Annotated in this window: 15 protein-coding genes; 10 read left to right on the top strand and 5 right to left on the bottom strand. The window is 34.3% G+C overall.

The window, feature by feature from the left end; translation table 11 throughout:
• Positions 1 to 107 precede the first annotated feature (107 nt).
• From CALKRO_RS11825 to CALKRO_RS11800, 6 genes are all read left to right on the top strand, one after another.
• Positions 108 to 473, top strand: coding sequence for a DUF2089 domain-containing protein (locus tag CALKRO_RS11825; protein ID WP_013431236.1), 366 nt, complete (start codon positions 108 to 110; stop codon positions 471 to 473).
• A gap of 5 nt (positions 474 to 478) precedes the next feature.
• Positions 479 to 913: an SHOCT-like domain-containing protein gene (locus CALKRO_RS11820; protein WP_013431235.1), complete on the top strand. Its 435-nt coding sequence runs from the start codon at positions 479 to 481 to the stop codon at positions 911 to 913.
• Positions 914 to 945: 32 nt separating this feature from the next.
• The gene (locus CALKRO_RS11815; protein ID WP_013431234.1) at positions 946 to 1203 is read left to right on the top strand and encodes a hypothetical protein; all 258 of its coding nucleotides are present in this window, start codon (positions 946 to 948) and stop codon (positions 1201 to 1203) included.
• Positions 1200 to 2957 (top strand): ABC transporter ATP-binding protein, encoded by a 1758-nt coding sequence (locus CALKRO_RS11810; protein WP_013431233.1) that lies wholly within the window; start codon positions 1200 to 1202, stop codon positions 2955 to 2957. The genes CALKRO_RS11815 and CALKRO_RS11810 overlap by 4 nt, the downstream gene beginning before the upstream one ends.
• Positions 2958 to 2970: 13 nt before the next feature.
• Entirely contained in the window at positions 2971 to 4767 is a 1797-nt protein-coding gene (locus tag CALKRO_RS11805) for an ABC transporter ATP-binding protein (RefSeq protein WP_013431232.1), read from the top strand.
• Between the two features lie 97 nt (positions 4768 to 4864).
• Entirely contained in the window at positions 4865 to 5338 is a 474-nt protein-coding gene (locus CALKRO_RS11800; protein ID WP_013431231.1) for a VanZ family protein, read from the top strand.
• 34 nt (positions 5339 to 5372) lie between these two features.
• Here the strand turns inward: CALKRO_RS11800 and CALKRO_RS11795 are convergent, their stop codons facing one another.
• The 5 genes from CALKRO_RS11795 to CALKRO_RS11780 are packed head-to-tail and all read right to left on the bottom strand — an operon-like array spanning position 5373 to position 8847.
• A complete protein-coding gene (locus CALKRO_RS11795) occupies positions 5373 to 5864 on the bottom strand; it encodes a hypothetical protein (RefSeq protein ID WP_013431230.1) in 492 nt (163 codons plus the stop codon).
• A 6-nt stretch (positions 5865 to 5870) separates the two neighbouring features.
• Positions 5871 to 7382 (bottom strand): TrkH family potassium uptake protein, encoded by a 1512-nt coding sequence (locus CALKRO_RS11790; RefSeq protein ID WP_013431229.1) that lies wholly within the window; start codon positions 7380 to 7382, stop codon positions 5871 to 5873.
• 29 nt (positions 7383 to 7411) lie between these two features.
• The gene (locus CALKRO_RS14030; protein WP_015906861.1) at positions 7412 to 7543 is read right to left on the bottom strand and encodes a hypothetical protein; all 132 of its coding nucleotides are present in this window, start codon (positions 7541 to 7543) and stop codon (positions 7412 to 7414) included.
• Between the two features lie 21 nt (positions 7544 to 7564).
• The gene (locus CALKRO_RS11785; protein ID WP_013431228.1) at positions 7565 to 8230 is read right to left on the bottom strand and encodes a potassium channel family protein; all 666 of its coding nucleotides are present in this window, start codon (positions 8228 to 8230) and stop codon (positions 7565 to 7567) included.
• On the bottom strand, positions 8227 to 8847 hold the full coding sequence (locus CALKRO_RS11780; RefSeq protein ID WP_013431227.1) for a potassium channel family protein: 621 nt from the start codon (positions 8845 to 8847) through the stop codon (positions 8227 to 8229). The genes CALKRO_RS11785 and CALKRO_RS11780 overlap by 4 nt, the downstream gene beginning before the upstream one ends.
• 156 nt (positions 8848 to 9003) lie before the next feature.
• Between CALKRO_RS11780 and CALKRO_RS11775 the strand changes: the two genes are divergently transcribed.
• The 4 genes from CALKRO_RS11775 (at position 9004) to CALKRO_RS11760 (ending at position 14014) form a co-directional block, all read left to right on the top strand.
• Positions 9004 to 10743, top strand: coding sequence for a SpoIID/LytB domain-containing protein (locus tag CALKRO_RS11775; RefSeq protein WP_013431226.1), 1740 nt, complete (start codon positions 9004 to 9006; stop codon positions 10741 to 10743).
• Positions 10740 to 11780 (top strand): tRNA preQ1(34) S-adenosylmethionine ribosyltransferase-isomerase QueA, encoded by a 1041-nt coding sequence (gene queA / locus CALKRO_RS11770; protein WP_013431225.1) that lies wholly within the window; start codon positions 10740 to 10742, stop codon positions 11778 to 11780. The genes CALKRO_RS11775 and queA overlap by 4 nt, the downstream gene beginning before the upstream one ends.
• A gap of 94 nt (positions 11781 to 11874) precedes the next feature.
• The gene (locus CALKRO_RS11765; RefSeq protein WP_013431224.1) at positions 11875 to 12450 is read left to right on the top strand and encodes a hypothetical protein; all 576 of its coding nucleotides are present in this window, start codon (positions 11875 to 11877) and stop codon (positions 12448 to 12450) included.
• 100 nt (positions 12451 to 12550) lie between these two features.
• Positions 12551 to 14014, top strand: coding sequence for a TIGR02677 family protein (locus tag CALKRO_RS11760; protein ID WP_013431223.1), 1464 nt, complete (start codon positions 12551 to 12553; stop codon positions 14012 to 14014).
• Positions 14015 to 14028: the final 14 nt, after the last annotated feature.

Genomic DNA, 14028 nt, shown 5'->3' with positions numbered 1-14028 from the left:
TTAAAATAAAAGTATTCTAAATTTTAATAATATTAAAATTATACTTGCAACATATTAAAATTTAGAGTATAATTAATTTCAACAAAAGAATAAGGGTGGCAAAAGGAATGAGGGTAAAGCTATTGAGCAAATGTCCTGTATGTGGTTCTGGGCTTGAAATTGTCAGGCTAAGGTGCCCATCTTGCAAAACTACTATAGAAAACAGTTTTGAGTATAACAAGTTTATGAAATTAACAGATGAACAACTTCAATTTGTTGAGATGTTTCTAAAAGTAAGGGGGAATTTCAAAGAAATGGAAAGAGAACTTGGACTTTCGTATCCAACACTCAGGGCAAGACTTGAAAGCATTTTAGAGGTACTTGGTCTTAAGGACAGTGGCAAGAGACAGGATACAATAGAAGTTTTAGAGATGTTAGAACGCGGTGAGATTAGCCCTGATGAAGCTATAAAAATATTAAAAGAGGAGGATTAAGTATTATGAAAGAGGAGATATTAAGAATACTTAAAATGGTAGAAGAAGGCAAACTTGATGCTGAAAAGGCATATGATATGCTTGAGATTATTCAAAAGAAAAGCTTTAGTCCAACTGAACAGCAAAATAAAGGTAGGATACTCAGGATATTGGTAAGTTCGTCGAATAATGATGAGGTTAAAATAAGTCTACCAATTGAGTTTATAAAGAGCATGATAAATGCGACTGGTCCAAAGTTTATTCAAAAGATAGTTGATCAGTCAATTCAAAGAGGAATTGAAAATATCACTCATGAAGATAATGATATATCTAATTTTCAAAACATTTTTGAAGGTATCGATATTAATATGGTTTTAAGTGCTATTGAAAGTGGTCTTGTGGGTGAAATTGTAAACATCCAATCTTCAAATGGGGATAAGGTTTATATTGGAATTAAATAAATTTTATTCTTATAAAGGTGGTTTTTAGAAATATGAGAATAATAGTAGGCAACCGCGATGAAAGAAAAATAAATGTATATTTTCCTCTTTTTGCAGTAGCATTTTTGTTAAGATTCACACCAAAATTTGTGTTTAAACATATCTTAAAAAAAGCACAAGCAAAGATATCGTTTGATGACATAGATTTTAGAGCCATCTCACGCGCAATTTATTCTCTTGGAAAGTATAAGGGATTAGTTATTGTGGAGATAAAAGACTCAGATGGTTCAGAGGTGATAATAAAAATATGAAAAAGAAAAGATTTATACAGTTTTCTGAGGTGTTTAAGATAATAAAGAAAAATTTTTATTTACTTATAACAGTAGCTCTTTTATCTATTGCCGCATCACTTATTAATATATCTTTAATACAAATTGAAAAAAGTCTTGTTGATGCAGGAGTCAAAAAAGATTTTAATCTATTTATCAGCATATTAAAAATAGCACTTATCGTTATTTCGATAAAAATCCCTCTTGAATATATTAAAGCATATGTACACGGTAAGTTTTCTGAAAAAAGTTTAAAAGATTTGAGAGAAGAGATTAGCAAAAAGCTAATAGTTTCTGAAATAAACCTTATAGAAAAAAATACAACAGGTGATTTTATATCCAGACTCACTTCTGACCTGTCGATTATTAATGGATTTTTGACTCAATCATTAAATGATATATTATATCATCCAGTTGTTTTTGTTATTGGAATTGTTTATGGGATATTGGTGAGTTGGCAGATGACTCTCTTTTGTTTTGCAGTAATTCCCATAGTTATACTTGCTGCGTTATATATTAGTAAACCCGTTGAGAAATTTACAAAAAGGCAGCAAGATTTGGTTGGTGAAACAAATACCACTGTTCAAGATGTAGTAACAGGTGCTTTATTGATAAAGGCTTTTTTGCTTGAAGCACATATCTTTAAAACTTTTAAATCGGGTTTAGAAAAGGTATTTCATCAGGGTTTAAAGATAGCCAAAATTTCAGCAATTCTTGAGACGGTTAAAGGTGTAATTCAAGTTGCACCAAGTATTCTTTTATTTCTATTTGGTGGTTATATGGTAATAAAGAACAAGCTTACATTTGGTGGACTTATAGCTTTTGCAGAACTTATGAATATATTCTTAGCCCCAATGCACATTTTACCTAATGTAATAAATAACTATAGGAAAACAAAGGCTGCTGCATTAAGAATTAATGAGATATTATTACATCCTAATGAAATGTCTGGCGATTTAAACCAAAGCAAGGATGACTATGACTATGCAGTTGAGTTTGAAAATGTAATATTTTCTTATGATAGGTCAATGAAACCGGTTTTAGAAGGTGTGAGTTTTAAAATAAAAAAAGGTGAGAAAGTAGCAATTGTTGGACCAAGTGGTAGTGGAAAATCGACCATTGTAAAGCTACTTCTTGGTCTTTACAGGGCTCAAAGTGGGCAAATAAAAATACTTGGTAATTCTTTAGAAGAGTGGAATTTGAAAAATTTAAGAGATAGAATTTCAGTAGTAAATCAGGATATTTTTCTTTTTCCCACAACAATATATGAAAATATCTTATATGGGAAATTAGATGCAAAGAGAGAGGAAATAGAAGAAGCTTGCAGAATAGCTAATATTCATGATTTTATAATTAATGAAGCGGGGGGTTATTTTAAAGAGATTGGTGAAAGAGGTGTAAACTTGTCAGGCGGGCAAAAACAAAGAATTACTATAGCAAGGGCAATATTGAAAAATTCTGATATTTTTATATTAGATGAGGCTACCTCTGCACTTGATATAGAATCAGAAAATGCACTTCAGTCCGAAATTGAGAAAATTGTAAATGGCAAAACAGTAATTATTATTGCACATAGATTTTCTACAATCAAAAATGTACACAAAATAATTGTTATAGATAATGGGAAAATTTGCGAAGAAGGGACTCACAAGGAACTGATTGAGAAAAAAGGAGTTTATTATAATCTTTATTCAAGACAATTTGCTGACAAAATGGAAGGAAATTTGTTTACTTAGGGAGTGAGAATTTGTGAAAAAAATAGTTAATTCAAATTTGATACGGCTTTTTTCATTTATGTGGAAAGATGGGGGGACTCCACTACTTGGTATAAGTTATATAGTAGCATTGATAATATTGTCATCACAGCAATTTTTGTTTAATTTTGTTGGCGCCTTGGGTTTGAAGATTGTGACAGATAGTATTCTGGCAAAAGACTTACATGGACTTTTTAAAGGTCTGATTTTTGTGGCTAAGTGGTTTGGCATCTTATTGATCATAATACCTATATTTGGATTTATATACGAATGTTGTATAATAAAAACTACAATGATTATAAAAGAAAATTTATTTAAGAAAGTATTAAGTTTATCATTGGACTACTTTGAAAAAAAGCACAGCGGGGATTTTATGTCACGTATTAACAACGATGTTGCTATTGCTGAAGGGGCATATTCCTGGCAGATTATGATGCTGGTAATGGCTTTTATTAGTGGTATTGGTTCAGCAAGCGTAATATTTTATGTAAACAAAATGCTATTTTTATATGGATTGGTCATAGGTCTTCTTCATTTTACTTTTAATGTAGCTTTTGTGAAACCATTGAAAAATGTAAGTGATAAGATACAATCAAAGCTTTCAGAAGTTGTTCAGAGATTTTCAGATATTGTCTCAGGTGCTTTTGTTATTCGTGTTTTTATGATAGGTGAGATAATTTTTAAAAAGTTTATGCAAGCAAATTTAGCAGTTTACAGACTTTCATTGAAGAGAGTAAAGTATAATTCTATACTTGCAGCCTATAATTATACAGCAGGGTGGCTTATATTTTTTGGACAGATAGTAATTGGTGGATATCTGGTTATGAAGAATGACCTTACGTTTGGTAATTTAATGATTAGCGTAAATATGATGGGTTCTTTAGTATGGCTTTTTGGTTCTGTTGGACAGTTTTTAACAAATCTGCAGAGTTCTTTAGCAGGAGCACAAAGAATTTTTGAGGTTCTTGATATTGACAAGAAATATTTGGATGACACGGAGATAGAGTATAATTGTGTTCCTATGGTTACTGAAATAAATCAGAATAGTTCAAGTATTTGTATAGAATTCAAAGAGGTAAGTTTTTCATATAGCGAAACAAAAGAAGTATTAAATGACATAACCTTTACAGTTCCAAAATGTGCAAAAGTGGCTTTTGTTGGGGAAAGTGGTGGTGGAAAGAGTACTATCTTTAAATTAATAATGGGTTTTTATAAGCCACAAAAGGGGGAGATATTAATTTTCGGCCGACCCATATCATGTTATACTGTCAAGGAATTAAGAAGTCTTTTTGCATATGTTCCTCAAGATTGTTATTTGTTCAATGGAAGTATATATGAAAATATTAGATATGGAAAGCTAAATGCTACAGAAAAAGAAGTTATTGAAGCTGCCAAAAAAGCCAATATTCATGATTTTATTATGAGTCTTCCAGAGGGATATAACACAAAAGTCGGAGACAGAGGTTTGACACTTTCTGGAGGACAGAGACAGAAAATTGCAATAGCAAGAGCTATTTTAAAAGATGCTCCAATATTACTTTTAGATGAGCCGACATCTTCTTTGGATTCTGAATCAGAGTTAGAAGTGATGAAAGCACTCAATGCTCTAATAGAAGGTAAAACTACGTTGATAATTGCACATAGGCTTTCTACAATCAAAGATGCTGATATTATATATTTCATTGAGGATGGTAAAATAATAGAAAAAGGTAATCATAATGAGTTACTACGCATTAAAGGAAAGTACGCTAATCTTTATTTAAAGCAGTTTGCAACAAAATATTATTTTTAGTTTGTTAAATTAAGCTAATATAAAACTTAGCACATAAAGGCTATAATTGTAATGTATTAGACTTTTCATTTTAATATGGGAAGGGAAACTGATATTTATGAAAAGCAGAATTTACATAAGATGGGCACTTGTCTTTGTATGGATGACTGTAATTTTTTGTTTCTCAGCACAGGAAGGTGCTATTTCACATCAAAAAAGTTTTTCAATAGCAATTTTTGCGGAGAAATTTATAGAATTTTTTACGGGAAAGGATTTGATTAACTCTCATAATAGAAAGAATTTTGAATTATTTATAAGAAAACTTGCACATGTAACAGAATACTTCATTTTAAGTATGCTGTTTTACAAAGCGTTTTTTGAATGCAACAGAAATTCAAAAAAGTCTTTTATATTGACATTTATTTTTTCTGTTGCCTACGCAATTTCAGACGAAGTTCATCAGATATTTGTATCTGGTAGAGGACCAAGCGCTGTTGATGTAATGATTGATACAATTGGTATAATTAGCTATCTTTTGATTAAAAGGACAAAAAATATGATAAAAAATAGTTTAAAATTTTGTTTTAAATAAAATTAAACGGCTGGTCTAAAAAATTGGCCAGCCGTTACCATTTATATCTAAACACAGTCCACATAAGAAAACTGCCTACTGTGAAAATCAATATTCCAATGACAAGCCTGATTTTGTCAACTTTTTCTTCAATTTCATAGCCTCTTTTTAAAATCTTAATTTGATATGCGTGTATATCCAAATCTCCGCCATGTTCCCTACAAGCTCTATTAAAAATTCCTTTTACATATACAGTATCGCCTTTTACTCCATGTCTTCCAAGATATTTAATTATTTTAGCATCTTCATATTTCAAAAAAATACCAATTGCATTGTTACCATCGTGAACATTGACCCAAGCGTAATTTCCTCTTTTCATTATTTCGCCTATAGCTTCTCCTTGAAACTCGATAAATTTGCCGTCATATTTAAAAGCATTATTTATAAGCGTATTGCTATCAATAGGTTTTGCCAAAGAAGTTTCGGTTAAATATGATACCTCAATTCCAATTAATATCAATAATAACATAAATAATTTTCTTGCCATCTTTTCTTATCCTTCCTTTACCTCTTTAAATAGGAATGCGAAAAGAGCAATCACAGACATAAATTCAAGCCTTCCGACCCACATCATAAAAATATAGATAATTTTCAATGCATCTGGCATGGAAGGTTGAGTAATTCCAATTGAAAGTCCAACGTTGCCGAGAGCTGAGGCTGATTCAAACATTGCTGCCTTCAGAGGATACCCAAAAAACGTACCTGCAAGTGTTCCGAGCGCAAATGTTGAAATATACAAAAGTATAATAATTGATGCATTTCGAACATGCCTATCTTGTAATGTTATTTCTTTTAGATGATGAAACTTTTCAACAACAATTGCCGAATCAGGTTTTATCATCTTTTTTATGTCATTTACAATAGCATTTGCAAGTATTGCAAACCTCAGTGCCTTTATACCACCTGCTGTTGAGCAAACAGAACCGCCCGCAAGCATGGCAATAACTATAAGAATTATTGCTGCGTCTGACCATTCAGAGAAAAATTGCTGCGAGTAAAGTGTTGCAAATCCTGTACCTGTATGTGCAGAAAGAAAATGATAAAATGTTTTTCTAAATGAAACTGTGCTATCTGAATAAATGCCTTTTAAAGCGACGGCACCAAGAAAACTCAAAATTGTTATTGTTGTAAAAAGGCTTTTTATTTCAGCGTTTCTGATACCTTCTTTATAATTACCAGTGAGGATAAAATAATGAAGCGCAAAATTTATTGTTCCTAAAATCATTATGGTCATGCAAATAATCTCGTATGACAGACTGTGAAAATAAATTGCATTTTGAGACTGAGGAGCAAACCCTGCTGTATCCCAGCCACCAAGAAACATCCACAGTCCTCTGAAAAATGCCATATCCAGAGGAAGACCTATTAAAACACCATTTATTGTCAAAGCCAAAGTCCCCAGAACAAGGTACAAAAGACTTACAGACCAGATTATCCTTGCTGTATGCATAACGTTAGGAAATATTTGTTCATCTCTTGCCTCACCCATGTATACCTTTAAAAGTCCGCGCATCCCTGATGCAAGAAAACTAAGGGTCATTAAAACCATACCCTGCCCACCGATGTAACAAATAAGATGTCGCCACATATTCAGTCCCATTGGTGCATGGTCTAAGTCCTGAATGAGAACAAGACCTGTTGTTGTATATCCGCTCATAACTTCAAAAAATGCATCCAGGTAGGATTTAAAATGTCCTGAAAGATAAAGAGGTACAGCTGAAATCAGTCCACCAAGCGCCCAAGTCAAAGCCACCATGCTCATTCCAGCGCCCCAAGAAAACCTTTCTTCTTTTGTGTCCCTTCCAATAAAGATGAATATAAAACTTACAATAAAAAAAAGTCCAATACCAATCATAAGATTAAATAACATATTCCACTCGCGATACAAAAGAGAAGTTATTGCAGCTAATATTTCCACTATCCCAATTGCACTCAAAGTTTTTCCTGTCATGTAAAGGACATGCCTAAGTTCTATATGACCATCTTTGAACTTGGTTTTGTACATTTTATCCAGCCCTCTTTTTCAGCACATTTTTATTTGTGACCAAAAAGATAAGGAATTAAAGTGACAATGGTACCAGCAGCGATGAATCCCAGTGCAAGACCAATTTCTACAAGTACACCAATGAATGTGGTTTTTAGGTTTTTTTCTTTTTTCTTGAGCATTGCACTCAATCACCCTTTTCGTTATTTTGAACTTATAAGACGCTTAAATTCTCTTTTAGCACTTTCACTTACAATTACAAGCAGTGTATCACCCGGCATTATAATACTGTCCCCAGAAGGGACAAATGTTTCATTTTCTCTCATGATAGCCCCAATTATACTCTCTTTTGGAAACGGTATATCTGCAATCTTTTTATTTGCGGCAGGTGAATTTTGCTGGACAACCGCCTGAAAAACTATTATTTCCCCATTTTTTAACGTTGCAAGAACAGAAAGAGGTTCTATCTCCACCTCATGTTCGATTATCTTTGCGATAATATCAGTTGAAGATATTACATTGTCAACCCCAAGCCTTTTCATAACGTTTATGTTTTTAGGGTTGTTTGCCCGTGCTATAGTTCTTTTTACTTCAAATACTTTTTTAGCAAGCTGGCATGATATGAGGTTATCCTCATCCTTTCCGGTTACGGCAATAAAAAAGTCACACTTGTGGACCTTTGCATCAGCCAAGGTATCTAAGGATGTTCCGTCTCCTTCTATAACTGTTACGTTTGAAAACTCTTCGGCAACTTTCCTGCAAAGTTCTGGCTGCTGTTCTATAACTGTTATCTGATATTTTCCTCTCTCTGCTAAAAGCTTTGTTAAAAAATACCCTACTTTTCCACCGCCAATAATTACAATTTTCATTTATTCACCTTCTTTTCTGCCACTACCATAATATCATTTTCCTGAAGCCTGATATTTTTATTCTTGAAATAAAAGTGTTCATTTCGGATTATTCCAAAAAGATAGCAATTTTCAGGAAGAATTATTTTATCCAGACCTTTCCCAATATCATCTCTCTTTGGAGTAATGTACTTAAAAAATACATCATCTTTTCCAAACCTGTGCTTATGCCTTATTTCACGTGAAAGAAGAATTGATTTAATATACTCAACAGCCAAGGTTGTAGGACAGATTGTTTCAAGCCCGAGAGAATGAAAGATATCTTCTCTCAGAGGGTCATAAATCCTTGCTATAACCTTTGGTACATTATAAATCTCTTCAGCAATCTGAGCAGTCATTATGTTTGTACTATCATCAGGTGTTACTGCTGCAAGGGCGTCTGCCTTTTCTATCCCTGCTTGTTTTAAAACATCTTCATCTATTACAACACCCTGAATCTTCATACCATTAAAGTCAGGTCCAAGTCTTTCGAAATTTTTTTGGTCAGAGTCAATCACAACAACGTCGTGCCCCTCATCTGCTAAAGACTTTGCTAATGTTGAGCCTACTTTTCCGCACCCCACAACTATTATATACAATTTTTCTGCACCCCTACTTGATATTACCTCTAAAAATTCATAGATTAAATTATATTCCTTTTGCAATAGACTCACAAGAGGGATTTTGATAAAATAATATAGAAAGTAATAGATAATTAAATAAAAACTCATCGTAGGAATAAAAGGAGAGAAAAAATGGTTAGAAAAGTTTTGTGCGGGACTGTAGCGATAGTATTTTTTGTAGTTTTTTCATTTAATATATTACCCACATTTTCACAGACTCAAATCCCAGAGTGGATAAGAATAGGTGTGTTTTACACTGATACATATAAAAAGTCAAGTCCGGTAGATTCTGTAAAAATTGAAGCGAAAGGAACCCTTTTTTTAGCTATTTCTGATGACAAAAACTTTATTACAATTGCTGATACACAAAAAAATAACCTTACGGTTTCAAAAGATGTATACAAAAAAAATAGTCAGGAAGGGCCAAATTATCATGTAGCAGTTGGAAGATATATTTCATACAAAACAGCAGAGAATAGCTTAAAAAATTTTTCTTCATTTAAAGATGCCTTTGTTGGCTTTGTAAATGGTGGGTATAGCATATTGATTGGCTGTTTTGACAATATAAGTGAAGCAAGTAAGCTGGCAGCAAAACTTTCCGGCGCCACCATTTTTTCGTCAGATACTATGGTGCTTGTAAAAGATGAAAATGGCAAAATACTTTTTGGATTTGACGACCAAGGTACAAGGTTTTTGATGATAATTCCACAAAAGCAAAATGGAATTGAGAGAATAAAGATTGGTGATAGATGGTTCAGGGGCAGGGCTGAGTTTAAAAGAATAAAAGGTAGTGATATGACAGTTATAAATGTTACAAAGCTTGAAGAGTATCTGTATGGTGTTATCAGGATGGAGATTGACCCTCTGTGGCCAATTGAGGCTGTAAAAGCATTTGCAGTGATTGCCCGAACGTATGCTGTGAGAAACCTTGGCAAGCACCAGTTAATTGGGTTTGATCTGTGCCCAACAGACCACTGCCAGGTATATGGCGGTGCAGTAGACGGCACATATGGAGAAAAATGGGCAATTGCAGCTGTTGATGCAACAAGAGGTGAGATTATAACTTACAAAGGCAACCCGATTGACGCTGTGTATTTTTCATCAACAGGCGGTATTCCAACAGAGGATTCTGAAAATGTTTGGAGGTACCCTGTTGAGTATCTGAGGTCTGTTGACAACTCTAAAGAAGCAAAAAATTCAAAGTCGTCGTGGTTATTTCAGTTTACCAAAGATGAGATAAAAAATATGCTCAAAAAAAAGAACATAGACATTGGTGATGTTTTGGATATTCAAGCTCTTGAGTACACAAAAGCAGGAAGGGTTTTGAGGCTAAAAATTGTGGGCACGCAAGGTGAATATGAGTGTCAAAAAGAAACAACACGGCTTTTGTTTGGTCTTTACAGCCAGGCATATACAATTACAACAGATGCGGATGTATCAATAGTAGACAGCAGTGGAAAGGTAAAAAGAGTGAGAATAAGTGGGCAGAAGATTTTGTTTGAAGATGGAAGTGTAAAAAGAGCGATAGAGACTAAACAGGCACAAGATTTAATAGAAGCTCAAAGTATTTTGCCACAAACTGATGAAAGTGTTTATCTTTCGACGTATGATGAGGTTTACAAGTCAGAAAATGTGGGAAGTTTTGAAAACGAAAGTCAGACATATTCACAGCAATATATAAATGTTGTAAATCCAGATGGTAGCATTGACAAGGTGCCACTTGTCCCTACCACATACACATTCAATGGCAAGGGCTGGGGACACGGTGTTGGAATGAGCCAGTGGGGTGCAAAAGGCCTTGCTGAAAGTGGTTATAATTATAAGCAAATTATAAAACACTATTACACAGGAGTTGAGATTGAAAAAAGATGAGAAAATGGAAACTAAGCGACTTTCACTATGACCTGCCAGATGAGCTGATTGCACAAAAACCTGTAGAGCCGCGGGACAGCTCAAGGCTCATGGTTATTTTGCCAGATGGCAGGATTGAACACAGAATTTTCCGCGACATAGTTGATTATTTAAATGAGGGTGACTGTCTTGTTCTAAATAACTCTAAGGTCATACCAGCAAGGTTAATTGGGCAAAGGGAAGATACTGGCAGTTTTATAGAGTTTTTACTTGTAAAAAGGCTTGATATAAACACATGGGAGGTCATGACACGGCCTGGAAAAAAGGCGAGAAAAGGGAGAAGATTTGTATTTGGGAATGGAGAGTTAAAAGCTGAGGTTTTACATGTAAACAGAGAAGAAGGTACAAGGATTGTAAGGTTCTACTACGATGGGGTGTTCGAAGAGGTTTTAGAGAGACTGGGCAAGATTCCTCTTCCACCATATATAAAAGAGGAGCTTGATGACCTTTCAAGATATCAGACAGTGTACAGCAAAGTACCTGGTTCTGCTGCAGCACCAACTGCAGGTCTTCACTTTACGGAAGAGCTCCTTAGCAGAATATCAAAAAAAGGTGTTGAAATTTTATATGTGACACTTCACGTTGGGCTTGGAACTTTTAAGCCTGTTAAGGTTGAAAATGTAGAGGAGCACAAGATGCATGAGGAGTACTATGAGATTTCTCAGGATGTTGCAGATAAAATAAACAAAGCAAAAGAGCTTGGAAAAAGAATCATTGCGGTTGGGACGACATCTTGCAGGGTTTTAGAATCGTGCTGTGATGAAAATGGAAAAGTAAAAGCTAAAAAAGGTTGGACAGACATATTTATCTACCCTGGCTATGAATTTAAAGTTCTTGACGGGCTTGTTACAAACTTCCATCTTCCGGATACTACCTTGATGATGCTTGTCTGTGCGTTTGGCGGATATGAGAGAATCATGAATGCTTACAAGATTGCTGTCGATATGCGTTATAGGTTTTTCAGCTTTGGAGATGCAATGCTGATATTGAGAAGATAAATTTATTTCAATAAATTCTAAAATTTGTTAATTTACAATTAATAGGTTTTAATATATAATAATCTTAAGCCTAAATAAGAGGAGTTGTTAAAATATGGATGAGATAAAGCAAATGTTAACTCTTGTCTTAGAAAAGGTTGATAGCATTGATAAAGGCTTGGGAGAAGTAAAACAAAGGCTTGACAGGGTAGAAGAAAGGCTTGATAGAGTTGAAGAAAGACTTGACAGAGTAGAAGAAAGACTTGACAGAGTAGAGGAAAGACTTGACAGGGTAGAGAAAAGACTTGATGCAGTAGAACAAAGACTTGATGCAGTAGAACAAAGACTTGACACTCTTGAGAAGAGGGTTGACAAGCTTGAGGTTGAGACAGCCAAGAATTCTATTATGCTTGAAGACCTCAAGAGAAAGCTTGAACTTATGGCAGAAATCCAGCAATCTCACTTTGATCAAAACAAGCGTGAACATGAAGAGCTGAGAAGATATGTTGATGGCAGATTTGCTGTTATTGAGTTTGCTATAAAACAACTTTCAAGCGATATGGAAGAGATGAAAAAGGATATAAAAGAATTAAAAGAAAACAGAGTAAAGATTGAGGTTTTTTATGAAATCCTTGGCAGGCACGAGGTTGAAATAAGCAATCTCAAAAAAGCTGTGTTTTCAGCGAATTAGAATAAGAGGGGCTGTATGTGAAAATGTATCAGCCCCTTTTTTGTTTGGTAAGATGTGATATAATTTAAGATAAGATTTTGAGGGAAGGTAGAACTTTAAGATGATAAATAGTTTTCAAGCTCCACTTTTGGGCAAACTCAAATATTTTGAGTACCTCACAGCGCCTAACTCAGAAAGATACAGAACAATCATGAGATATTGTTTTTTGTGCCATTTGGAATACAAAAACAGGCTCACAAAAGAAGAGATATTCACATTTTTAAAAGGTTTTCCACAGTTTGCAGACTATACAGAGCAGATGTGCGAACAAGATTTGAAAAGTCTTGTTGAGTGGGGCAATTTGAATTCAATTCAGGACACTTCAAAGACTAGAACTGTTGAGGAGTTTAAGAACAAAAGATTTTTATATGAACTTACACATATCGGACTTAAGATTGAAAGGTTTTTGTTTGAACTTGAAACTCAAGAGGATACAAAAGCAGAGTTAAATCCCAAGCATATTGAAAAAATATTTGTCTTACTTCAGCATGTGGACAGTGTATTACAAGAGCCACAAAAAAGAGCAGTTGACTGGTGGGATGATCTGACAAGATCTTTTGAGGAGATAGAAAATAGCTATTCTGAATATATTTCAATGTTAAAGTCGTATGAAGCTGAAAATCTCATGATAAAAGAGAATTTTTTAGAGTACAAATCAAAGCTTGTGCAGTACCTTTACAACTTCTATATTGTATTTCAAAACTATCTTCCAAAAATAAGATCCATCTTTTTGCAATTAGAAAACTCTGAGGTTGAAAAGCTTTTGAAATATATAATCGCTCAGGAAAAGGAACATCCCAAAAACATATTCAAAGACCCAGAGAGTATAGAAAGGAATATAAAAGCAAGGTTTGACAATATAAAACTCTGGTTTGTTGCTCCCAATGGTCAGGCAGAAAAACTTTCTGATCAGATACAGGGACTTATAAAAAAGGTGTCTGACCTTGCAGCAAGGCTTTCAGAGATGTCGAGTGTCAAAGTAAACAGGCAGGAAGAGTACAAACACTTAGCTAAAATCTTCTCAGAGCTTGATTTGGCGACCTGTCACAAGCTTTCTGCAGTTGTGTTTGGTGTGCTTTTGCCGCGATACATTGCAACCGAGGAAAAGAGGCAGAGCGAACTTGCAAGTCTTAGCATTCTTGACGTGCCGCCAATGAAGAGTTTGCTTCACTCAAGAGGAAGGCTTGTGAGAGAAAAGAGCAAAGTTTTGCCGGCATCTGAATTTTCTGAAGACAAGAAAAAAAGATTTGAGGAGTATAAAAAGAAGATTGAAGAGGAAGAAAAACTTGTTGCTGAGCTTATAAAAGATGGAAAAATTGAGTTTGAAAATCTTCCTGTTTTGACTCCACAGGTGAGGAAGAAACTTTTGGTGTGGCTTTCAAGAGGACTATCAACAGGTTTTGGTAATACAGACTCAGGTAAAAGATTTAAAGTGGTAAAACCAAAGGATGGGAGATATTGTGTTTTAAAATCTATAGATGGTGAGCTTGAGATGCCGGCGTATGTGATTGAGTTTGTTGAGTAAAGAAAGGCAGGAAA

Source organism: Caldicellulosiruptor kronotskyensis 2002 (genome assembly GCF_000166775.1).
Lineage (GTDB): Bacteria > Bacillota > Thermoanaerobacteria > Caldicellulosiruptorales > Caldicellulosiruptoraceae > Caldicellulosiruptor > Caldicellulosiruptor kronotskyensis.
Note: the sequence above shows the minus strand (reverse complement) of the source record. Positions and strands in the feature narration are given on the sequence as shown.